The organism is Rhizobium sp. SRDI943 (assembly GCF_057653695.1).
In genome coordinates this window covers 4118579-4141194 of record NZ_CM172787.1, presented here as the reverse complement: position 1 = coordinate 4141194, position 22616 = coordinate 4118579, and the positions used below count along the sequence as shown (strand labels likewise).

Below are 22616 nucleotides of genomic sequence, written 5' to 3'. Positions count from 1 at the left end.
TAATAGGCGCGTCCTCTAGAGCGTGCGCCCCAGCCTCAGAGATTTCACATATGTCACTTCGCAATATCGCGATCATCGCGCACGTTGACCATGGCAAAACGACCCTGGTGGATGAGCTTCTCAAGCAGTCCGGCTCGTTCCGCGAAAATCAGCGTGTCGCTGAACGCGTGATGGACTCGAACGATCTCGAAAAAGAACGCGGCATCACCATTCTCGCCAAGGCGACCTCGGTGGAATGGAAGGGTGTCCGCATCAACATCGTCGACACCCCCGGCCACGCCGACTTTGGCGGTGAAGTCGAGCGCATTCTCTCGATGGTGGATGGCGCGATCGTTCTCGTCGACTCCTCTGAAGGCCCGATGCCGCAGACGAAGTTCGTTGTCTCCAAGGCGTTGAAGGTCGGTCTTCGTCCGATTGTCGCGATCAACAAGATCGACCGTCCAGATGGCCGCCACGAAGAAGTCATCAACGAAGTCTTCGACCTCTTTGCGAACCTCGATGCGACCGACGAGCAGCTCGACTTCCCGATTCTCTACGGTTCCGGCCGCGACGGCTGGATGAACGTCAATCCGGAAGGTCCGAAGGATCAGGGGCTTACGCCGCTTCTCGACCTGGTGCTCAAGCATGTTCCGGAGCCGACCGTCCACGAAGGTCCGTTCACGATGATCGGCACGATCCTCGAAGCCAACCCCTTCCTCGGCCGCATCATCACCGGTCGTATCAATTCCGGTTCCATCAAGCCGAACCAGGCCGTGAAGGTTCTCCACGCCGACGGCAAGACGATCGAAACCGGCCGTATTTCCAAGATCCTCGCTTTCCGCGGCATCGAGCGCACGGCAATCGACGAAGCGCATCAGGGCGACATTATCGCGATCGCCGGCCTTTCCAAGGGCACGGTCGCCGACACCTTCTGCGATCCTTCGATCACAATACCGTTGCCGGCGCAGCCGATCGATCCGCCGACCGTCACCATGTCCTTCATCGTCAACGATAGCCCGCTGGCGGGCACCGAAGGCGATAAGGTGACGAGCCGCGTCATCCGCGACCGTCTCTTCAAGGAAGCGGAAGGCAACGTCGCCCTGAAGATCGAAGAAGCCGAAGGCAAGGATTCGTTCTACGTGTCCGGCCGCGGCGAACTTCAGCTCGCTGTTCTCATCGAAACCATGCGTCGCGAAGGCTTCGAGCTTGCCGTGTCGCGTCCGCGCGTCGTGATGCACAAGGATGAAAACGGCCAGCTTCTTGAGCCGGTTGAAGAAGTCGTCGTCGACGTCGACGAAGAACATTCCGGTGTCGTCGTGCAGAAGATGTCCGAGCGCAAGGCTGAAATGGTCGAGCTGCGTCCGTCGGGCGGCAACCGCCTTCGCCTGCGTTTCTACGCACCGACCCGTGGCCTGATCGGCTACCAGTCGGAGCTGCTGACGGATACGCGCGGCACGGCGATCATGAACCGCCTGTTCCACGACTATCAGCCCTACAAGGGTGTGATCGGTGGCCGCGTCAACGGCGTGCTGCTCGCAAACGCTCCCGGCGAAGCCGTCGCCTATGCGATGTTCAACTTGGAGGATCGCGGCCCGATGATCATCGAGCCGGGCGAAAAGGTCTATGCCGGCATGATCATCGGCATCCATTCGCGCGACAACGACCTTGAAGTCAACGTCCTGAAGGGCAAGCAGCTCACCAACATCCGCGCCGCCGGCAAGGACGAAGCGGTGAAGCTGACGCCGCCGATCCGCATGACGCTTGATCGCGCGCTCTCCTGGATCCAGGATGACGAGCTGATGGAAGTGACACCGAAGAATATTCGTCTGCGCAAGATGTATCTCGACGCAAACGATCGCAAGCGTTTCGAAAAGACGAAGGCGGCGCTCTGAGCGCCATTCAAAGTGCTGCAGCGTCTTGGGTCTCTCGAAAAGAGGCGCGGCGCTGGAGAGAAATCCTTCAAAACCCCGGCCGTCACGCCGGGGTTTTTTATTGTGCGCCGCGTCGATTCCGTCTTGTGACAATCGTTAAAAAAGCGTTAACTTTTGATCGTCGTCCACATATCAAGTCTGTGGGCAATCGATCACAATGCCTCTGTGCATATGGTTAGTTGCCTTCGGCGGGACCAGAGTAAACGTTATGAAGACGTTGTCGATCGATGTCCGGCGGGCCGAGCCGCAAGATGCCCGAGCCATATCGGAAACACATAGGCTTGCCTGGCAACACACCTATGCAGGCATCATTCCCCATCGCGCACTGACGCAGATGATCGAGCGGCGCGGCGAAAGCTGGTGGCGCAAGGCAACGCGCGGACCGGCGACGCTGCTGGTTCTCGATGTTGCCGGGACAGTCGCGGGCTACGCGACGCTCGGCCTCAACCGGGCCCGCGCTCTGCCGCAGGAAGGCGAGATTTACGAGCTCTATCTTCGGCCAGAGTATCAGGGCATCGGTCTTGGCAGGATGCTGTTCGGCGAGGCGCGCCGTCTCTTGAAGTCGCTCGGCTGCAACGGGCTGGTCGTCTGGTGCCTCGAGGATAACGAAACCGCCAGCCACTTCTACCGCAATCACGGCGGCGTCGATTTCTGCGAAGGCATGGAAAGTTTCGACCACAGGCAATTGAAGAAGATCGGCTTCATCTGGAGCTGAACGGCGATTCAAAGTGCCACAGTGCCCTTCGGCGTCTGAAAAGACGCGCGGCGCCGGAGTCGGCGGTCGCCTATCTCCTATTAGAAACTTTTGATGTGAATGTGGCCCGGTGCAGTCAAGCATTGGTGCTGTGCGATGTTGCGTTGCCACATGAAACTGATTATCTGGCTGCCAGCACATTCAACCTCGCGGGAGCTTCTTATGCGCATCGACGCCATTGCAATCGGTAATAATCCACCTGAGGACGTCAACGTTATCGTCGAGGTTCCGGTCGGCGGTCATCCCATCAAGTATGAGATGGACAAGGAAGCCGGCACGCTGGTGGTCGATCGTTTCCTCTATACGCCGATGACCTATCCGGGCAATTATGGTTTCGTGCCGCACACGCTGTCGGAAGACGGCGACCCGATCGACGTCCTGATCGCCAGCACTCGCCCGCTGGTTCCCGGCTGCGTCATCAATGTGCGCCCGATCGGCGTCCTGAAGATGGAAGACAATTCCGGCAAGGACGAGAAGATCATCGCCGTGCCGTCGCCGAAGCTGACGCTGCGCTATGAGAAGGTGAAGGACTACACCGATCTTCCCGAGATCACGCTGAAGCAGATCGAGCACTTCTTCGAGCACTACAAGGATCTGGAACCCGGCAAGTGGGTGAAGATCTTCGGCTGGGGCGACTCCAAGGAAGCAGGCGAACTCATCCTCGAAGCCGTCGAGCGCGCCAAGAAGAAAGGCTGATCGTTCAGCCTAAAAATATCTCAAGCTTTTTTACCAAATCCTCCGGATCGCCGTCGATCCGGAGGATTTTTTTGCGGGCCGTGTCGCCGGAGATAAGGCTGACGCTGGATTTGGGGATGCGGAGCGACTGGGCGATCAGCAGGATGAGGGCCTTGTTGGCCTTGCCTTTCTCGGGCACGGCAGTGACGCGTGCCTTCAGGAAAGCTTCACCCTCGCCGTCGGCCTCAATGCCGTCGAGAGCGTCACGCCCGCCATTCGGTGTCAGCCGGACGGCGAGGCGAAGATGGTCATCGAAAAGGCTCCAGGGACGGCTCAAGCGACCAGCGGGTACAGCGTGGTCCAAAGCAGGGTGCGCAGGAAGAAGATGATCAGCAGCAGGATGATCGGCGAAATGTCGATGCCGCCAAGGTTCGGCAGCAGGCGGCGGATCGGCTTCAGCACCGGTTCGGTGACATTATAGAGGAATGTGCCGACCGAATTGACGAACTGATTGCTGGAATTGATAACATTGAAGGCATAGAGCCAGGAAAAAATGGCACTGCCAATCAGGATCCAGGTGTAAATATTCAAAGCCAAATCAATGGTTTGAAACAGCGCAAACATCATCGTCTCCAATTCGTTGTTGACAGACATGTAGACATTGGCGACTAAACGAGCAAGTGCCGTGTGGAAACGCACGGTGAATCATGTTTAACGGGCGGCTTTGCCGCTATTCCGGCGCCCGTCTCCTCGGAAAACCTCCATGTCGTTTTCGCCCACCGGAGACCGTTTTGCCGCGTTCCGGCACTCGTCCTATACGCGGTTCTTCTTCGCGCGCTTCCTGCTTTCCTTCTCGCAGCAGATCGTCAGCGTCGCCGTCGGCTGGCAGATGTACGACCAGACGGGCAGCGCGATCTATCTCGGTTTGATCGGTCTCGTGCAGTTCCTGCCGTCGCTGCTGCTCATCCTCGTCACCGGTTCGGTGGCCGACCGGTACAATCGCCGGGCGATCGCCGCACTCTGCTCGCTTGTGAGCGCGCTCTGCACGCTGGCACTGCTGGTCATGACTTTGATGGGAAGCTTTACGCCGCTGCCTGTCTTCGCGGTGCTTTTGATCTTCGGCATCGAGCGCGCCTTCATGTCGCCGGCAGTGCAGTCGCTGGCCCCCAATCTCGTGCCGGAGGAGGCGCTCTCCAATGCGATCGCCTGGAATTCGTCGTCCTGGCAGCTCGCGGCAATCACCGGGCCGGTGCTCGGCGGTCTGCTTTACGGTGTCAGCGCGCCGACCGCCTATACGGTGGCGGTGATCTTTTCCGTGCTCGGTGCGGCCCTTCTCTACATGATCCCGAAGCCGGTGCAGAAGACGACGGGCGAGACCAAGAGCTGGGCGATGATCCTCGGCGGCTTCAGTTTCATCCGCGCCGAAAAGGTGGTGCTCGGGGCGATCTCGCTCGATCTCTTTGCCGTGCTGCTCGGCGGGGCCACGGCGCTGATGCCGATTTTTGCACGTGATATCCTCACCCTCGGGCCCTGGGGGCTCGGACTGCTACGCGCCGCACCCGGACTTGGCGCCATCGTCATGGCGATCTTCCTGGCCGCCTATCCGCTCAGACATCGCGCCGGCATCTACATGTTCATCGGTGTCGCCCTGTTCGGCGTCGGAACGATCATCTTCGGCATATCGACCAATACCGAGGTCTCGATCGCGGCGCTGGCGCTGATGGGGGCGGCCGACATGGTGTCGGTCTATGTGCGCGAGAGCCTGATTGCGCTCTGGACGCCGGATCAGCTGCGCGGCCGCGTCAATGCGGTCAACATGGTCTTCGTCGGCGCTTCGAACGAGCTTGGGGAATTCAGGGCGGGCACGATGGCGGCGCTCTTCGGTGCGGTGCCGGCGGTCGTCATCGGCGGGATCGGAACGCTTGTCGTGGCGGCGATCTGGGCGTCGAGTTTCCCCAAACTGCGTGGGATCGATACGCTCGACGCGCCCAGCGCATCGTCGGAATCGATTTGAGGAAGGTTACGCGCGAAGAGCGATAGAAGACGTCGCCTTCGCCGCCTTTCCCTCGAAAACGATGTCGAGGAATTCGGTCAGCCAGGCTTTTAGCGGTGCGTCGAACAGCATGCGGCCTTCGAGATGTTCGCGGCCTTGCTGGGCGTTCGGCAGGATGAAGCGATGGGCGCCATGCACGACCCAGCGATGCATCATCACCCGAGTCAGTTCGGCATGGAACTGCAGGCCCCAGGCGTTGCCGTCGTAGCGGAAGGCCTGGTTCGGATAGGCATCGCCTTCGGCCAAGAGGTCGGCGCCACGTGGCAGCTCGAAGCCCTCGCGGTGGAAATGATAGACCATCTTCGGCCAGTGCATCAGCAGGCGACCCTTCTCGGTCGGGTGCAGCGGATACCAGCCGATTTCCGTCGAGCCGTCGGCATTCGACTGCACCTTGCCGCCGAGATGATGCACCAGCATCTGCGCGCCGAGGCAGATACCGAGATAGGGGCGCTTTTCCCGCAGCGGAACATCGATCCAGTCGATCTCCTTCTTGACGAAGTCATCGGGATCATTGGCGCTCATCGGCCCGCCGAAGACGACGGCGCCGGCATGGTCTTCAAGTGTTGTCGGAAGCGGCTGGCCGAGAACCGGGCGACGGATATCGAGGCGGTAGCCCTTTTCGACGAGCAATTGGCCGACACGGCCAGGGCTCGACCGCTCCTGATGCAGGACGATGAGGATCGGGCGCCCGTCGCGGTTCAGGTTTTGCTCAGTCGGTATCATCTTGCGCAACCTGGACATCTGTCACCCTGGCGGCGGCCTCCTGCCGCTTCTGGATGCGCTCGCGCGAGGAGACGCCGAGCAGATCGGCGATACGCCAGATCACATGGTCTTCCATCTCGCTGCGCTCGCCATCGGCATAGACGATGTCCCAGAGGACGCCGATCAGCTCGAGGCGTTGCTCGGTATTGAGATGGCGTTTCAGGTCGGCGGTGAAGCGATAATAGTCGACGGCGGAGCTTTCGGCCTCAAGGCCGGCGGCTATCAGAGCATCGAGCTGCTTGCCGTCGAGTGCATACTGCTCCTTCAGAAGCTTGCGCAGCCGCTTCTTTTCGCTGGCTTTGATCTGACCGTCGGCCTCCATGACCTGCATGCAGAGCGCTGCCACTGCGATGCGGGGATCATCAGGGGCAAAACCTTTCTTCGGGTGGTCGGCGGTGAGATTCTGGAAGAATGCCTGAAAGCGTTCGAACATGCGGTTTTCGTTCCATTTCAAAAAAGGCGGAGCCGTGTCTTGGGTTCCGGTTCCACCCTGGGATCGCGAACGCCGGGATCATCCGGCAGTCCGCCAAAGAAAGGTTTTGCCTCGCTCGGTGCGGGCGCCTTATCGCTTACGGCCGGTTCGACGGGTTTCGGTTTTGCCGATGTCGGTGCTGGTGCTGGTGCTGGTGCCGGTGCTGGTGTGGGGCGCACAGCCTCGGCAATCGTCGCGGCGCGTTCCAGCTCAATGATGCGATGGTCGTTAACCGGGCTTTCCGGCCTGACGTCACGCAGCGGCGGCAACGTCTTCAAAGCCGTTTCGATCGAGGCCGGCGCCGAACGGTCTTCGAGCGCACCCTCGATCTGGCCGAAGGGCGCCTTCCACTCGAAGGCATCGAGACGACCAGTCACCGGCGATACCGGCAGCCACTTGTCGGACACGAAGCCGTCTGCAACCCAGGCCGGATCGCGCGGCGCCTTGAGCGCCTGGGCCAGCCAATGGCGCACGCGACCCTGGTCTCCGGTTTCGGCTTCTTCGATGTCGGCCAGCAGCAGGTAGGCGGCTTCACGCGGCTGCATGCGGGCTGCCGCTTCCGCCTTGGCGCGCGCCTTGGCGAATTCCTGCGCGTCGAGTGCTGCCTGGGCGACGACGAGAAGGGATTCGACGTTGTTCGGGCGCTGCCCTTCCAGCCGCTCGGCGCGCTTCAGCCGGTCGAGCGTGGAATCGCCGCTGCGGGCCCTGACATAGGCTTGGCCGATCTCAGGATGAGGTGCGGATTTCCATGCCTGTTCGAGGATCGAGGCGGCCTTGCGCACGCCGCCTTCGCGGAACAGCGCCTTTGCGGCAATGAGGGCTGCCGGAATGAAATCGGCGGCAAGCTTCAACGCCTGCAGGGCGTCGTCGCGGGCACCCGTCGGATTGCTTTCCAGCTTCTCGCCGGCGCGCGCCGTTAGGAGGACGGCGTGCAGACGGTTGGCTTCGGCCTTTTCAACGACGCGGGCAGCCTTTTGCTGTTCGAGCAGGCGGATCGCATCGTCCCAGCGGCCGGCTTGGCTGCGATATTCGAGCGTCGCCTGTGCGGCCCAGGGAAGATATGGCGCGTTGTCGGCAGCCTTTTCGGCATATTGGCGGGCGGCCTCGTTGGCCCCGAGACGGCGGGCTTCCAGATAGAGGCCGCGCAGACCGAGTTCGCGTGTCTCGGGATCGTTGGCCATGGCCTCGAACTTGGCGCGTGCCTCATCATGGCGGCCTTCGATCAAGGCGGCCTGAGCCTCGAGCAGGTTGATCAGCGGTTCCTGATCGGCGCGGATCAGGCCGCGCGAGCGGGCAGCCATCTTGCGGGCGAGCAGCGCATTGCCGGCGCCGGCAGCGATCAGGCCGGTCGACAGCGCCTGATAACCGCGGTCCCGCTTGCGGGCGCGGAAATAACGCGTCACCGAATGCGGCGAGGTCCAGACGAGACGGACGAACCACCAGGCGATCATGACGGCGGCGACGAGGGCGATGATCGCGCTGGCGGCGACGATCAGCTTCGTCTGGTAGATCTGGCCTTCCCAGATCAGCGAGAGGTCGCCGGGACGATCGGCGAGCCAGGAGAAGCCATAGGCAAGAAGCAGCACGAAGAGGGCGAAGACGACAAGGCGGATCAGCATGGCCTCATCCCTCCTTGCCGGTGCCGGAGACCGCTTTCGACAGCGCCCCGCCGACCAGTTCCTCGACGCGGATGCGCGCTTCGAGCGATTGCTTGAAGGCGGCGGAGGCCTGCTTGCCGAGAGCCGGCAGGTTGTTCCATTCGGCGGAAGCACCGGGCAGGTCGCCGTTCTTCACCTTCTCCTCCATGCGGGCGGCAATGGCTTCGACGCTTTCGCCCTCGATATTGCCGACGGGACGGACGCTCACCAGCGACTTGGCACTCGACATCAGCCGGTCCGACCAGCTTTGATTGGGGTCCGGCTGGTTGACGGCTTCGACGATCGCGGTGGCGACATCGGGAACCTCGCCCACCAGCTCGGTGCGTGAGGGAATGCCGGTTTCGGCAAAGGCTCTAAGGTCGGCGACGGCTGGATCGTCGGGTGCGACACCGGCGAAAGTGTCGAGTTCGGCCAGGAACGGGCCACCGCGATCGATCGCCGCCTTCAGGGCGGCAGCCGCGATCGCCCGGGCAACGGCGACGTCCTCGCGCGGCTCGTTCAGCTTCTTTTCGGCCTCTTCGAGGCGCTTGGCGATATCGGCGCCGTTCGTCGTCTGCTGCTCGGATGACTGGGTAAGCGTAGAGCGCAGCTGGTCGACCTGACCGGTCAGCTCCGCAATCTTCTGGTTGAGTGCCTCGACATTTGCGGAATCGGCCGGTGCGCCGGCTGCGGGAGCTTTTGCAGCCGTTTCCAGCGCAGCGACGCGTTTCGCAAGCTCGCCGTCATCTGTGCTCGCCGGATTGGCGGCAAGGTTGGCGACGGACTGCTTCAGGCCGTCGATCTCACCGGCAAGATTGGCCGTCTCCGGCGAGGTCGTCTGCGGTGCGGAGGAGCCTGGGAGGTAACCGGCATACTGGATGGCGCCGGCGCCAAGCAGCGCCACGAGGCCGCCGAAGATGCCCGCGGCAATGAGACCGGAGGTGCCGGCGCTCTTTGGCTCAGGCTGTTCGGGAGGAGGGGTAAAGGACGGTTCTGGGGCTGCCGGTTCCTCCTCCGGGGCCTCCATCACAGGCTTCTCTTCATCTTCGGCATGCGACGCAGTCTCGGTTTCGGGCGGCAGGCCGACATCGGCGGCAGCGGTGCTGTCGGCGTCGGCAGTTTCATTGTTCACCGGTTTTTCGGTATCGGCCGCAGCGGCGAATTCCTGTGCATCGAGGTCGATCGTGACCGGTTCGTCGGCGCTCTTCGAATGGCGTGGCGGGTTTCCCGATACCATGAGGTCCTCTTTATCCTGCATTGCAACGAAACTAGACAGTGATGCCAGTTAAGGGAAGAGGTTAGATCAAATTTGGGCGGTTAGAGCATTCAAAGCAGCGACAGAAGACTTTTCTCATCCGCCATCGGTGAAATCTCGACGCTTTTTTTCAAAGCCGCCGGAATGGCCTCCGCAACGGCCTCGCTAAGGCAGAGAATGCGGATTCCGCTGTGTTCCGGCACGGCTGATCGCAGTTCCGGCACGCGAAAGAAATCCTCGGCCGTCTGCCGGGAATAGAAGAGAATGGCCTCAGGACGAGACCTTGAGAAAATCGCTTCGATCTCGGGCTGGCCGGGAACGATCGGCTGCATGCGATAGCATTCGGCGATAGAAAAGCGGATGCCGAGTTCGCGCAATCCTGCTTCGAAAGTTTCGGCGCGCGGCATGCCGGCAAGATAAAGCAACCCGTCCGCTCCCTGCGTCGCGACGAGATCGGCGAGATCGCGGCCATTGCCTTGGGATGAGGCGACCGATCGGAAGCCGAGGCTGCGCGCTTCTTCCGCCGTCGTTTCGCCGACCGCAAAAAGCGGACGGGCGAGATGCGGGTGAAGTTGCTCGCCGAGCGCGGAGAGGACCCTGATGGCTTCGGCACTGGTCACCGCGATTGCGCTGCCGGTGGCTGCAAGCGCGCCTGCGGCTGCGGCGCTGTCGTGCAGCGGCTGACGCAGCGGCAGCAGCAAGGGCTCATGGCCCAAATCGCGCAAACGTTGTGCTGTTCGCTCGGCCGAATGCGCGGGGCGGGTGACGAGCACACGCATGGCCGCTTCAGTGCCAGTCGTCGAAAAAGGCGCTGCCGGCCCTGGCGCGCACGTCCTGGCCGGCGCGGGTGCCGAGTGCCGCCGCATCGCGGCGGTGGCCGTCAGTCGTCACCGCATGCTGGTCACGGCCGTCGGGGGTGATGATGAGGCCGGAGAACCGGATCAGGTCGCCTTCGCAGACGGCATAACCGCCGATCGGCGTGCGGCAGGAGCCGTCGAGCGCGGCGAGGAAGGCACGTTCGCAGGAGACGGTGTCGAAAGTCGGGCCATCGTTAACTGGCGCCAGCAGATCGTCGACCCTCGTATCGCCGATGCGGCTTTCGATGCAGATCGCTCCCTGCGCCGGCGCCGGCGGGAAGGTATCGGGATCGAGGATATCGGTCAGCACGTCGACCTTGCCGAGACGCTTCAGGCCGGCAAGCGCCAGCAGGGTGGCATCAACCTCGCCCTCTTCGAGCTTGCGCAGGCGGGTTTCGACCAGGCCGCGGAAGGTGATGACGTTGATGTCAGGCCGCATGCGGCGGATCAGCGCCTGGCGGCGGAGCGAGGATGAACCGACGGTGGCGCCATGCGGCAGGTCGATCAGTTTGCGCGCGGTGCGGCCGATGACGGCGTCGCGGATATCCTCGCGCGGCAGATAGGCGGACAGATAAAGCCCCTCAGGCAACTTCGTCGCCATATCCTTGGCGGAATGCACGGCGAAATCGAGCTCGCCGGCGGCAAGCTTCTGTTCGAGCTCTTCGGTGAACAGCCCCTTGCCGCCGATCTCGGCCAGCGACCGGTCGGTGATGCGGTCGCCCTTGGTCGTCAGCACGACGATCTCGAACATGTCCTCGGGCAGATGATGCGCCGCCATCAGCCTGTCGCGGGCCTCATGCGCCTGGGCAAGCGCCAGCGGGCTGCCCCGCGTGCCGATCCGGAAAGGTTTTGTTTGCATCCGTTCTATTCCGTTGTTACCGGAGTTCTCGTAAACGGGTTTCCATCCCATCGCAATCAACGAACAGGCTTCATGGTTCCCTTTCTGCGCATCCTTGGCATCGAAACGAGCTGCGACGAGACCGCCGCGGCGGTCGTCGAGCGCGATGCTGAGGGGCATTCCAACGTGCTGTCGGACGTCGTGCTTTCCCAACTCGACGAGCATAGCGCCTATGGCGGCGTGGTGCCCGAGATCGCCGCACGCGCCCATGTCGAGGCACTGGACGAGCTGATCGAGGAGGCGCTGAAGCGCGCCAATGTGTCGCTCAACGATGTCGACGCCATCGCCGCCACCTCGGGGCCGGGGCTGATCGGCGGGCTGCTGGTGGGGTTGATGACCGGCAAGGCGATCGCCAGAGCTGCCGGCAAGCCGCTCTATGCGATCAACCATCTCGAAGGTCATGCGCTGACGGCGCGGCTGACGGACGGGCTTTCCTTTCCCTATCTGATGCTGCTGGTTTCCGGCGGCCATACCCAACTCATCCTGGTGCGCGGCGTCGGGCAATACGAGCGCTGGGGCACGACGATCGACGATGCGCTCGGCGAAGCCTTCGACAAGACGGCAAAACTGCTCGGCCTGCCCTATCCCGGCGGACCGGCAGTGGAGCGGATGGCGCGGGACGGCAATCCCGATCGCTTCGATTTTCCGCGGCCGCTGGTCGGCGAGGCAAGGCTCGACTTCTCCTTCTCCGGCCTGAAGACGGCAGTGCGGCAGGCGGCGCAGGATATCGCGCCGCTCAGCAATCAGGACGTGGCGGATATCTGCGCCTCGTTCCAGAAGGCGGTTTCGCGGACGCTGAAGGACCGTATCGGCCGTGGCCTGCAGCGGTTCAAGACGGAATTTCCCGCGACATTCCCTGCTACTGGCCCAGCGACTGGCGAAAAGCCGGCGCTCGTCGTTGCCGGCGGCGTCGCCGCCAATCTCGAACTGCGCGGCACACTGCAGGCACTGTGCGACAAGAACGGCTTCCGCTTCGTCGCGCCACCGCTGCACCTCTGCACCGACAACGCCGTGATGATCGCCTGGGCAGGACTGGAACGGATGGCGACCGGTGCCGCACCGGATACGCTCGACGTGCAGCCGCGTTCGCGATGGCCGCTCGATTCCAATGCGGAAACGCTGATCGGCTTTGGAAAACGAGGGGCCAAGGCATGAGTGAAAACATCGCCGTCGTCGGATCGGGGGCTTTCGGCACGGCGCTTGCCGCCGTCATCGCGCTTGCCGGCCGCAGCGCCGTGACACTCGTCGGGCGTAATCCGGCGCTGATTGCCGATCTGAAGAGCGAACGGCTGCATGATGCGGTGCTGCCCGGCATTCTCCTGCCCGATACGCTGGAATTTTCCGCCGAGGCGGATGCGATCGCTGGTGCCTCCATCGTGCTTTTTGCGATGCCGTCGCAGGCGCAGGCCGATGCGGCACGGCAATACGGCCCTTATCTAACCAAGGATGCTGTCGTCGTTACCTGTGCCAAGGGTATTGAACGGGCGACCGGCAATCTTTTGACCGACATGCTGCAACGGGAACTGCCGGACCATTCGGTCGCCGTGCTCTCCGGCCCGGGTTTTGCCGCCGATATCGCCAAGGGCTTGCCGACGGCGATGGCGATTGCGGCAGCCGACATGGAGATCGCGGAGCGGCTGGCTCAGGCCATATCAGGCCGGACCTTCCGGCTCTATGCCTCCAACGACCGGATCGGCGTGCAGCTTGGCGGCGCGCTGAAGAATGTGCTGGCGATCGCCTGCGGCATCGTTGAAGGCCGTGGCATCGGTGATTCCGCGCGTGCGGCGCTGATTGCGCGCGGGCTTGCCGAGATGTCGCGTTTCGTCGTCGCCAAGGGTGGCCAGGCGGATACGGTGCGCGGGCTTTCCGGCCTCGGCGATCTGGTGCTGACGGCAACAAGCCATCAATCGCGAAACTTGCGCTTCGGCATCGCGCTCGGGCGCGGCGAAAAGACCGATCCCCTGCAGGGTGCGCTGGTGGAAGGCGCGTTTGCCGCCTCCGTCGCCTCGCGGCTTGCGGCGGAATTGAAGGTCAGCATGCCGATCACCGATGCCATTTCCGCCATCATTGACGGCAAGCTCGATATATCAGAGGCGATAGAGCAGCTGATGACGCGTCCGATCACCACCGAATAGGAGACAGACATGCTTTTCGCCCTTCTCTGCAAGGACAAACCGGGACACCTGAACGTGCGCATGGATACGCGTCCGACGCATATCGAGCATCTGAACAAGCTGAATGCCGAGGGTACGCTGAAGATCGCCGGCCCGTTTCTCGATGACGACGGCAAGCCCTGCGGCAGCCTGATCATCGTCGAAGCGGAATCGAAAGAGGCGGCGCGTGCGCTTGCCGATGCCGATCCCTATGCCAAGGCCGGACTATTCGAAAGCGTCGACGTCAAGGCCTATAACTGGGTCTTCAACAAACCGGAGGCGTGAGCATGGCGCACTGGCTCTATAAATCCGAACCCGCCTCCTGGTCCTGGGAGCAGCAGAAGGCTGCCGGCGAAAAGGGCACGGAATGGACCGGCGTCCGCAACTATCTGGCGCGCAACAACATGCGGGCGATGCAGATCGGCGACAAAGGGTTCTTTTATCATTCCAATGATGGACTGGAGATCGTCGGCATCGTCGAAGTCTGCGCCCTGTCGCATCCCGATTCTTCCGCCAAGGGCGATCCGAAGTGGGATTGCGTCGACATCCGCGCCGTCATGGACGTGCCGAAGCCGGTGACGCTGAAGGATGTCAAGGCGAGCGAGAAGCTCGCCAAGATGGCGCTCGTCACCTCGATGCGGCTTTCGGTACAGCCGGTCACCGAGGAAGAATATCTCGAAGTCTGCCGCATGGGCGGACTGGACAACCCGCCGCGTTGAAGACTGATCCGCAAGCTTTTATCCGCGCCAACACCAGCCTGATGCCGCCACCGCATGTGCCGGAGATTTCGCTCTATCTGGCGAGTGAGGCGCATGAACTCTGGCTGAAGACGGAGGAGGAGCTGGAGGCGATCGGCCTGCCGCCGCCCTTCTGGGCTTTTGCCTGGGCGGGCGGCCAGGGACTGGCGCGCTACGTTCTCGATCATCCGGAAGCGGTGCGCGGCAAGCGCGTGCTTGATTTCGCCAGCGGTTCCGGCCTTGTCGGCATTGCGGCTGTGATGGCCGGTGCCCGGGAGGTCATGGCTAGCGATATCGATCCCTGGGCGGAGACGGCAGTCCGGCTGAATGCCGAGGCCAATCACGTTTCACTCGGATTTACCGGCGCCGATCTGATCGGGCAGGCCGTCGATACGGATATCGTGCTTGCCGGCGACGTCTTCTACGACCGCGCTTTCGCCGATGCGCTCGTTCCCTGGTTCGCCAAGCTGGCAGCCGACGGGAAGCGGGTGCTGGTCGGCGATCCCGGACGTAGCTATCTGCCGCGGGATCAGCTGGAATTCTGCGCGGTTTATGAGGTGCCGGTAACGCGGGCGCTGGAGGACAGCGAAATCAAAAAGACGACGGTGTGGCGCTTCGCTTCCTAGATCAAAAATGAGAGCCTGATGTCCCAGGCCATTCAGGGGGAACTAAAGCGGCCGTCGCTTCGCCGCCCGCTGCTCAAGCGACTGCTCAAGCCGACCCTCGATATCCAAAATGTTCCCGACGAACTTAACCTGACATCACCGCGCTGGCTTATGACGGGATAGCGTGCATATTCACACGGGCTATCCGCAGAGCGTTGATCAACGGGGGAACTTATGACGATCTACGACGAGCTTCGCAAAGCGCCGTTCAACCTCGACGACGCTGCGATATCCTGGATCCGCGATGTCTATGCCTCGCTCGATCTCGATGACAAGATCGGCCAACTCTTCACCTTGATCATGATCGGGACGGATGAGGAGGATTTCAAACGCATTGCTTCACTAAGGCCGGGCGGCGTAACCCGCTTCTTCACGGCTGACCTCGAGCTCGAGCGGCGGGTCATCTCTGACCTCGTGGCCAAGAGCAAAGTCCCGCCCATCATCAGCGCAGACCTTGAAGGCAGCCGTCATTCCTTCGCTTTCGGCACTCCGGTGCTGGGCCAACTTGGCCTTGCCGCCGTCGATGACGTCCAGGCGACCGAGAAAAGTTCAGAAATCTTGGCACGCGAGGGCCGCGCGATGGGGGTGCGCTGGTCCTTCACGCCAGTCATCGACATAAATACCGCGTTCCGATCACCGATCGTCGGTACACGATCATACGGCTCCGATGTCAACAAGATCGAGCGGCACGCGGTTGCCCATGTTCACGGTCTCCAACGAAATGGCGTTGCGGCGACCGCAAAGCACTGGCCGGGCGAGGGATATGACGACCGCGATCAGCACCTCGTTACGACGACCAATCCGCTTTCCATGGACGAGTGGAAGGAAACCTTCGGTCGGCTCTATAGAACGCTGATCACCGAAGGCGTGTTGGCAATCATGAGTGGGCACATTTCGCTTCCGGCCTATATTCGGTCGAAGATGCCAGATGCCGGGCTTGAGGCTTTCCGACCGGCCTCGGTTTCCCGGTTGCTGAACGTTGATCTTCTCCGAAATGAACTCGGCTTCAATGGCATCATCGTCTCTGACGCGACACCCATGGGAGGGTTGTCCGCCTGGGGCCACCACCTCGATACGCTGCCTGATATCATCGCGAATGGCTGCGACATGATCCTCTTCAGCGATGAACCTGAGCAGGATATGGCGGCGGTCAAGGGTGCCATCGAAGATGGGCGAATTACTCCGGAACGACTTGAGGAAGCGGTTCTTCGCGTGCTGGCGCTCAAGGCCCATCTCAAACTTTTTCAACCGTCAGACGTCCTCCCCGATGCGGCGGAAGCGCGCCACCTGCTTGCGCATCCAGACAATGTCGCAGCATCAAGGGAATACATCGGCCGCTCGCCTACGCTTGTGAAGGACGTCAATGGTATCTTTCCGCTCGATCCGGCGAAAACAAAGCGCGTGCTGCTGGTCGACGGCGGCATCATTCATCCGCTCATGCCGCAGCCACTGGAATTCTTGCTACCCGCGCTGTTGCGGAAGGAAGGTTTCGAAGTCACGATCGACCGACCGGACATCGTGCCGACCCCCGACGACTTCGACCTCGTCCTCTACGCGCTAGGCGACGAGTCGCTACTCGTGCGAGGTCGGATATTCGTCGACTGGCATAGGATGGGTGGTGGAGGCCTTTTCAAGGCCATGTACCGACCCTGGACGAATATTCCCTCCGTAATGATCTCCTTTGGGCATCCCTATCACCTTTATGATGCGCCGCGCGTACCGGCCTATATCAATGCGTACTCCACCATGGACAGCGTCCAGGAAGCCGTCGTTGATTGTATGCTCGGTCGCAAGCCCTTCCTCGGCATCAACCCGGTAGACCCTTTCTGTGGCCTTGAAGATGCGCGCTATTGAAGTCGTGGGGAGCAGAGGCTGCCGACCTATTGGAACGGGGCAACAGGCGCGTTCCGATCATTCGCGATCGCCCCGACCAGAAGATGTCAGCCGGCGATCAAAGGCGGCTTCATACACCATCGTGGCGGCAAGATCAGCCAACGCCGTTCCGACTGCCTTGTAGAGAGTGATCTCGTCGTTGGACGTTCGCGCGCGTCGGCGTGTTCGCATCATGGCCAGCGCTTTACTCACCTGAGGAAAGGGAGAATGATATCTGCAGTCCGGCGGTCTTTTGGTGAAGACCGCTTAGTCGGAACGATCAGCTTGCCGCACGTCCCATAGCGAGTTCCAAGGTTCAAAATGCAGCACTTCGACACAGATGCGCTGGCGACCTTCGTGGCAGTGGCCGACGCCGGTGGCTTTACTGCAGCAGGGACGAGGATCGGCAGGTCGCAAGCGGCCGTCAGTCTCATCATCGCCCGTTTTGAAGAACAGATCGGGCGGAAGCTGTTTGACCGGACAAGACGCGGCGTGCACCTGACTGAAACAGGCGAGATCCTGATTGGCTATGCCCGCCGTATCATTGCGATCGAGGACGAGGCGCTGGCAGCGCTCGATCCAGGTGCCATGCGCGGCTATGTCCGTCTTGGAATGCCGGACGACTACATCGAGCTGTTTGGCAAGCCTTTGATCGAAGAGTTTTCGCGCGCCAATCCCCGTATCCAAGTCGAGATCCAGTGCGACTTCTCCCGCTCCCTCGAGGCGATGGTCGAACACGGCACTATCAATCTCGCTATCATCACTCGTGCACCGGATTCGATCGTCGGCGAGTTGCTGCGTCGCGAGCCGCTGGTCTGGTGCGGACCTCCAGATGGGCAGATTGAGCGGCAGCGGCCTCTCCCTCTTGCCTTGTTTCCAGAGAAAGATTGTCGGGCACGGCCCCATATCGTCCACGCTCTCACCCAGGCCGGCATCGGATGGCGAGCAGCATGGACATCCTCACATCTGCCGTCGATTCAGGCGGCGCTGGATGCGGGTGCCGCGGTTACAGCTTTGCCGGCCTCGGTTGTGGCGTCGCGACACCGCCGTCTGACCGCGGAAGACGACGGCCTGCCGTTGCTGAAACCGCTTGAGATCGCCCTTCTCGTTCCACATGGCGCGCGCGCCGCTGTTCGCACGGTCGCCAGCTTCGTCCGCTCGCATTTTCAGCAGCTTTGACACTATCTACTGTCGCCGTGATCAGGGTCGCGATCCGGTAAACGGCCAGTTGCAAGGCATATGGTTTTCAGGATCCCAAAACAGCAAATTGGCTAAGCCGCCATGTCTCTTGCGGCGTCTTCAAAAATAGCGATCATGTCGTCGATAACGCCATCGGTGTGGGCATCGGAAAGATAGAGACGACCGAAGGCAAACGGCATGATCAACAGCCCGCGGCGGCGCAGCGCCTCATGAAGTTTGAGGGTCATGACGGCATTTGCCCTGTCCAGCGTCTCTGCGTAGTTCGAGGGCGGGCTATCGGCAAACCAGATTGTGAACACAGACCCCTCCCCAGAGGTTGTAACCGCCCTGCCATAACCGGCGAAAGCTGAATTTATGCCATGCCTTAACCGCTCGCCGCGCGCCAGCAAGGCAGCGTAATCGAGGTCTCTCAGAAGCTGAAACGTTGCGGTGACGGCGGCTGTGGCCACAGGATTGCCGCTGTAAGTCCCGGCGCGGTTGACTGTACCCTCTTCTGCAAGCGCCATGAGGTCGGGTCGACCGACGACAGCGGCCACTGCGACGCCACTGCCGATGGCTTTGCCGACGGTGGCCAGATCTGCTTCCACCTCCATGCTATGCCCCGTCAGCCCGAAACGCGTGCGAAATCCCATCAGCACCTCATCGAGAATGACAAGCGCGCCATGGCGCCGCGCCGTCGCTTCCACATGAGCAAGATATCCGGGCGCTGCCGGGATGCATCCCGCATTGGCCAGCATCGGTTCCAGGATAACGGCAGCGATGTCACTGTTTTCTGCGAACAGTTGATCGACATCATCGAAGTCGTTGAAGCGCAGCAGCGTGGTTCGCTCGTGCACCGGCCGTGCGTTTGTGAGCATTGCCGCATCGGCGGATCCCGCCTGGCCTAGCGTAACGTCGTCATACCAGCCGTCATAGCCGGCAGCCATTTTTGCGATATAGGAGCGGCCCGTGGCAGCGCGAGCGAGCCGGCAGGCGAGATGAACGGCCTCGCTACCGGTATTGGTAAAGATCGCCCGCGACAAATGCTGCGTCGCAGCGGTCAGCACGCCGGCAGCTTCCTCCTCTCCATCATGGGCAAAGGCCGGCATCGGCCCATTGCGCAGGGCGGCAGTGACTGCCTCGACAACCAGCGGATTCGCATGGCCGATCACCGTGGCCCCAAATCCGAGCGCCGTATCGATATACTGGCGCTGTCTGTCGTCCCAGATATAGGCGCCTTGGGACCGTCGGGCGACAAAGGGTTTGCCGTCCATGGGTGGCAAGGCCCGCCCGGCGCTGGAGATTCCCCCAACCAGATGTTTCGTCATCGTATTTGTCCATTCGTTGCGGCCACGGACGGTTGCTAGAACCCGAAGTAACGCGGAAGCCATTCCGTCGTCTCTGGAATGAAGGCGACGAGCAAAAGGCAGATGTTGCTGGTGATGAAGAACGGAATGAGTCGGCGAGTGACAGCGTTCACTCCAACCTTGGCGACGTTGCAGACGACGAAGATGTTGGTGCCCACCGGTGGCGTGAACAATCCAATACCCAGCGCCATTGTGAAGATCAGACCAAGTTGATATGGCTGAAGCCCTGCTTCGACGCCGATCGGATGAACGATCGGTGCAAGGATGATCAGCGAAGGCCCAAGGTCCGCCCAGGTGCCGACGAAGGTCAAAAGCGCCAGGATGAGCAGGATCGTGATGGTCGGACCGGCTCCCCAAGCATGAAGGAGCCCGGCGGTCCATTGCGGAATCTGCTCGACGGTCAGTATCCAGGAAAACGGAACGGAAACAGCCATGATGATCATGATCGCGCCGGTCATGCGTACCGTCTCCGCCCCGATCTTCCAAAGGCCGGCTAAGGTAATTTCGCGATAGAGGACACCTCCGACCAGAAGAGCCCAGACCACTGCCACGAAGGCAGCCTCCGTCGTTGTAGCAAGCCCACTCAGCATGGAACTGAGAACCGCAATAGGCATCATTAACGCAGGAAGTGCCCGCAAAAGGTGCTTGCTGAAGCTTGTTACGGTCGGACGGGTCTCCGACTTTGGAAAGTTCTCCTTCACCCCAACCCACCAGGCCGTGAGCATGAATGTGACCGCCAACATAAGACCCGGAATGATGCCTGCTGCAAATAGTCCACCAATCGACGTATCCGTTATGACCCCGTACATGATCATCACAACGCTTGGCGGCAGGATGATGCCGAGCGTGCCGGCTGCGGCCGTAACTGCTGCAGCGAAGTCTCTTGGATAGCCCCGTTCGGCCATCGCCGGGATCATGATGGCGCCGACAGCACCCGTGTCGGCCGTGGCCGATCCGGTAATTCCTCCATAAATCATGCAGGTCGCGACATTGACGACACCCAATCCTCCTCGCACCCATCCGACCATGTCATTGGCAAGGTCGATGATCCGGCGTGTCAGGCCACCCTCATTCATGATGCCGCCGGCGACGAGAAACAGCGGGATGGACGCCAATGAAATGGAATCGGCTCCCATATAGACCTGTTGCGCAAACCAGGAGGGTGGGAGCGGAACCAGACCGAAATAAATGACGACAAGGGTGGAAAACGCGATCGACCATGCGACCGGCACACCAGTGTAAAGCGTAATGGCGAAGACGCCGAAGAGAACCAGAAGCGTCATCGGACACGCTCCCGGAATGCCGAAACGATGCGCGCAATGGCGATGATGGCGAGAGTGGCGCCCATGAAGACGATGATGCTCTGAACGGTCCAACTCGGCGCGCGCATAACGGGGGTCGGAACAAATCCCGTGCGCGCAAGCATGGCCTTGCCGCTCCACAGAAAGGCGGCGGCAACGGTGAGCAGGATGAGATTGTGATAGATGCGAAACCAGCGGTTCCGGCCACTGGTGGACGTGTTGCCGTCGATGGAAACGTTTTCGCCGGCGACCTCCGACAGAACAGCACCAATCGCGGTCGTCCACAAGAACAGGATGCCGACCATTTCAAATGACCAAGTGATTCCGGAAAGACCGAGATACCGGCCTACGGCACCAAGCCCGGTAGAAAGGATTAGGGCGACGACAACGAGGACACCAACGATCGTCATCACGAAGACCGCTGAAGAAGCGAGGCGTTTCATGGGGCTTTCCATCAAAGGAGGACGTGGCTGCACAGGCAACGAATACGGCAAGGACACGTCGGGGGACCGATCGAATCCTCGCCGCAGGCATTGCCTATTTTCCGGCTGCTGCCGAGCGCACGGACGACACCAGATCGTCGCCCCATTCCGCCCCGAATTTCACATAGACAGGATCAACCATCGCACGGAAGGGTGTCGTGTCCACCGTCGTTACGGTGACGCCCTTCGACTTGAGGTCCTCAATGACCTGGGCATAGACTTCGTCGAGTTTTCCGCGGTACCAGATCGTCGTCTCTTCGACTGCCTTGGTCACCGCAGCCTGGTTTTCCGGGCTCAGAGCGTCGAAGCGCTCCTTGTTCATGAACCAGTAATTCGGCGTCCAGATATAGTTCGAGACCGATAGGAACTTCGCGCTTTCGTACCATTTCTGATCCGCGAAATCGCGTATTTCCGGCTCCACGCCGTCGACCACATGCGATTGCAGCGAGGTATAGACCTCCCCGAATGGAATCGATTGCGGCAGGGCACCCAGCTGTTCGATGGTTGCGAGAATGACGGGGTTCGGCGGCGTGCGCAGCTTCAGACCCTTGATATCCTCCGGCGTCGCGATTGATTTGCTGACAGTTGCAAATTGGCGGAAACCGGAATCAAGCGCGCCGAGCATCTTGAAGCCGTTGTCGGCACCCGTGTCGAAGACCTTCTTCCCGACTGGTCCGTCGAGAAAGGTGTGCGCTGCGTTTGCATCGGAAAACAAGAACGGCAAGGTGACGACGTTGAGCTTCGGATCGATCGCATCGGCAACGCCGCCTAACCCGATATCGATGGAGCCGGAGCCGACACCATCGGCGATCGGTCCCTCATCGCCCAACTGACCATCTGGAAAAATCTGGACGGTAAGGCCGCCCTTGGTTTCGCCGGCGAGCTTGTCGGCGAACATGACGACAGCCTCCTGAATGAGGCTCTTCGAGCTCGATGCGTGGGCGAGCCGAAGAGTTTCGGCATTCGCTTGGCCGGTGCAAAGCAACATGATGCCGGCGATGGTGGACATGGAAAGGCGACCGGCGTGAGCCCGCATGATATTGAATTCTAACATGTTACCCTCTTTGTCATTGTTATGACCAAGAGTATGTGCGGCCTTTCTCAGGGGTACAATCGGTAAAGCAACGTCTTCGATCAGGAAACGTTATGTTGCTATATCAGATCGTTATGCTGCGCCGCTTGTCACGCAACTGTCCCAAATTAACCCATTAATTAGCATTCACTTGCATGCGCGGACTGCGATGCTACCGTCGCCGGCATCGTGGGGGATCGCGCATGACGATTGAAGAGCTGATCGATTTACAGGAAGCAGGCTCAAGGGCGCGGGTGCTCGGCCTGAAGGCTCACGAAAACCCATACCTCGCCGCCCATAGGATGCCGACTGGTGATACCAGCGCCCTCGGGGATTGGCTTGCGCGTCACGACGCGTGGAAGTTCGGTTGGGAAGCGGAGGACGCTAGCCGCGAAGGTAGGATTGCTGCGCACTTCAAGGAGCTGATCTCGATTGCCAAACGAGGTGCGCTCGATGCGTAACGTTAGGTTTTCCTGCCTCGTCACGGCGAAGGATCGGCACCTCTTTCACCATCG

Annotated in this window: 24 protein-coding genes; 12 read left to right on the top strand and 12 right to left on the bottom strand. The window is 61.1% G+C overall.

All coding sequences use genetic code 11. The annotated features are described in order from the left end of the window. Positions 1–50: 50 nt before the first annotated feature. The 3 genes from typA (at position 51) to ppa (ending at position 3360) form a co-directional block, all read left to right on the top strand. The gene (gene typA / locus AC245Y_RS20840; RefSeq protein ID WP_012759331.1) at positions 51–1871 is read left to right on the top strand and encodes a translational GTPase TypA; all 1821 of its coding nucleotides are present in this window, start codon (positions 51–53) and stop codon (positions 1869–1871) included. A 247-nt stretch (positions 1872–2118) separates the two neighbouring features. Further along, positions 2119–2625: a GNAT family N-acetyltransferase gene (locus AC245Y_RS20835; protein ID WP_003543622.1), complete on the top strand. Its 507-nt coding sequence runs from the start codon at positions 2119–2121 to the stop codon at positions 2623–2625. A 201-nt stretch (positions 2626–2826) separates the two neighbouring features. Beyond that, complete coding sequence (gene ppa, locus AC245Y_RS20830; protein ID WP_012759330.1) at positions 2827–3360, top strand: inorganic diphosphatase; 534 nt, start codon at positions 2827–2829, stop codon at positions 3358–3360. Positions 3361–3364: 4 nt separating this feature from the next. Here ppa and AC245Y_RS20825 read toward each other — a convergent pair whose 3' ends face one another. Together AC245Y_RS20825 and AC245Y_RS20820 are read right to left on the bottom strand one after the other, a co-directional pair. Continuing rightward, entirely contained in the window at positions 3365–3676 is a 312-nt protein-coding gene (locus tag AC245Y_RS20825) for a DUF167 domain-containing protein (RefSeq protein ID WP_012759329.1), read from the bottom strand. Beyond that, on the bottom strand, positions 3673–3963 hold the full coding sequence (locus tag AC245Y_RS20820; RefSeq protein ID WP_012759328.1) for a YggT family protein: 291 nt from the start codon (positions 3961–3963) through the stop codon (positions 3673–3675). The genes AC245Y_RS20825 and AC245Y_RS20820 overlap by 4 nt, the downstream gene beginning before the upstream one ends. Positions 3964–4102: 139 nt before the next feature. On the opposite strand from AC245Y_RS20820, the gene AC245Y_RS20815 reads away from it, so the two are divergent. Beyond that, positions 4103–5353 (top strand): MFS transporter, encoded by a 1251-nt coding sequence (locus AC245Y_RS20815; RefSeq protein ID WP_017995418.1) that lies wholly within the window; start codon positions 4103–4105, stop codon positions 5351–5353. 6 nt (positions 5354–5359) lie between these two features. On the opposite strand, the gene AC245Y_RS20810 is transcribed toward AC245Y_RS20815, so the two are convergent. From AC245Y_RS20810 to hemC, 6 genes are all read right to left on the bottom strand, one after another. After that, positions 5360–6133, bottom strand: a complete 774-nt coding sequence (locus AC245Y_RS20810) for a glutamine amidotransferase (protein WP_032996475.1) — start codon at positions 6131–6133, stop codon at positions 5360–5362. Beyond that, positions 6102–6587, bottom strand: coding sequence for a tellurite resistance TerB family protein (locus AC245Y_RS20805; protein WP_012759325.1), 486 nt, complete (start codon positions 6585–6587; stop codon positions 6102–6104). The genes AC245Y_RS20810 and AC245Y_RS20805 overlap by 32 nt, the downstream gene beginning before the upstream one ends. A 17-nt stretch (positions 6588–6604) precedes the next feature. Then, complete coding sequence (locus AC245Y_RS20800) at positions 6605–8245, bottom strand: heme biosynthesis protein HemY (RefSeq protein WP_017995416.1); 1641 nt, start codon at positions 8243–8245, stop codon at positions 6605–6607. A 4-nt stretch (positions 8246–8249) separates the two neighbouring features. Continuing rightward, positions 8250–9521, bottom strand: coding sequence for a COG4223 family protein (locus AC245Y_RS20795; RefSeq protein WP_017995415.1), 1272 nt, complete (start codon positions 9519–9521; stop codon positions 8250–8252). Between the two features lie 68 nt (positions 9522–9589). Then, positions 9590–10297: a uroporphyrinogen-III synthase gene (locus AC245Y_RS20790; RefSeq protein WP_017995414.1), complete on the bottom strand. Its 708-nt coding sequence runs from the start codon at positions 10295–10297 to the stop codon at positions 9590–9592. 7 nt (positions 10298–10304) lie between these two features. Next, on the bottom strand, positions 10305–11234 hold the full coding sequence (gene hemC, locus AC245Y_RS20785) for a hydroxymethylbilane synthase (protein WP_017995413.1): 930 nt from the start codon (positions 11232–11234) through the stop codon (positions 10305–10307). 72 nt (positions 11235–11306) lie between these two features. On the opposite strand from hemC, the gene tsaD reads away from it, so the two are divergent. The 7 genes from tsaD to AC245Y_RS20750 all read left to right on the top strand — a co-directional run bounded on the left by tsaD (position 11307) and on the right by AC245Y_RS20750 (position 17879). Continuing rightward, positions 11307–12428, top strand: coding sequence for a tRNA (adenosine(37)-N6)-threonylcarbamoyltransferase complex transferase subunit TsaD (gene tsaD, locus AC245Y_RS20780; protein ID WP_017995412.1), 1122 nt, complete (start codon positions 11307–11309; stop codon positions 12426–12428). Continuing rightward, positions 12425–13408 (top strand): NAD(P)H-dependent glycerol-3-phosphate dehydrogenase, encoded by a 984-nt coding sequence (locus AC245Y_RS20775; RefSeq protein ID WP_017995411.1) that lies wholly within the window; start codon positions 12425–12427, stop codon positions 13406–13408. Before tsaD ends, AC245Y_RS20775 begins: the two co-directional genes overlap by 4 nt. Before the next feature lie 9 nt (positions 13409–13417). Then, entirely contained in the window at positions 13418–13711 is a 294-nt protein-coding gene (locus AC245Y_RS20770) for a YciI-like protein (RefSeq protein WP_003543605.1), read from the top strand. A gap of 2 nt (positions 13712–13713) precedes the next feature. Continuing rightward, entirely contained in the window at positions 13714–14145 is a 432-nt protein-coding gene (locus AC245Y_RS20765; protein WP_003543603.1) for an EVE domain-containing protein, read from the top strand. Next, a complete protein-coding gene (locus AC245Y_RS20760; RefSeq protein ID WP_017995410.1) occupies positions 14142–14789 on the top strand; it encodes a class I SAM-dependent methyltransferase in 648 nt (215 codons plus the stop codon). Before AC245Y_RS20765 ends, AC245Y_RS20760 begins: the two co-directional genes overlap by 4 nt. Before the next feature lie 213 nt (positions 14790–15002). Then, positions 15003–16682, top strand: coding sequence for a glycoside hydrolase family 3 protein (locus AC245Y_RS20755; RefSeq protein ID WP_017995408.1), 1680 nt, complete (start codon positions 15003–15005; stop codon positions 16680–16682). Between the two features lie 339 nt (positions 16683–17021). After that, positions 17022–17879, top strand: a complete 858-nt coding sequence (locus AC245Y_RS20750) for a LysR substrate-binding domain-containing protein (RefSeq protein WP_017995407.1) — start codon at positions 17022–17024, stop codon at positions 17877–17879. Between the two features lie 92 nt (positions 17880–17971). Here AC245Y_RS20750 and AC245Y_RS20745 read toward each other — a convergent pair whose 3' ends face one another. The 4 genes from AC245Y_RS20745 to AC245Y_RS20730 form a co-directional block, all read right to left on the bottom strand. Then, on the bottom strand, positions 17972–19270 hold the full coding sequence (locus tag AC245Y_RS20745) for an aspartate aminotransferase family protein (RefSeq protein WP_017995406.1): 1299 nt from the start codon (positions 19268–19270) through the stop codon (positions 17972–17974). Further along, positions 19243–20529, bottom strand: a complete 1287-nt coding sequence (locus tag AC245Y_RS20740; protein ID WP_012759312.1) for a TRAP transporter large permease — start codon at positions 20527–20529, stop codon at positions 19243–19245. The genes AC245Y_RS20745 and AC245Y_RS20740 overlap by 28 nt, the downstream gene beginning before the upstream one ends. Beyond that, complete coding sequence (locus tag AC245Y_RS20735; protein ID WP_017995405.1) at positions 20526–20990, bottom strand: TRAP transporter small permease; 465 nt, start codon at positions 20988–20990, stop codon at positions 20526–20528. The genes AC245Y_RS20740 and AC245Y_RS20735 overlap by 4 nt, the downstream gene beginning before the upstream one ends. Positions 20991–21084: 94 nt before the next feature. After that, positions 21085–22083, bottom strand: a complete 999-nt coding sequence (locus AC245Y_RS20730; RefSeq protein ID WP_012759310.1) for a TRAP transporter substrate-binding protein — start codon at positions 22081–22083, stop codon at positions 21085–21087. A 221-nt stretch (positions 22084–22304) separates the two neighbouring features. On the opposite strand from AC245Y_RS20730, the gene AC245Y_RS20725 reads away from it, so the two are divergent. Beyond that, positions 22305–22562 (top strand): CrpP-related protein, encoded by a 258-nt coding sequence (locus AC245Y_RS20725; protein WP_012759309.1) that lies wholly within the window; start codon positions 22305–22307, stop codon positions 22560–22562. The last annotated feature ends 54 nt before the right edge of the window (positions 22563–22616 follow it).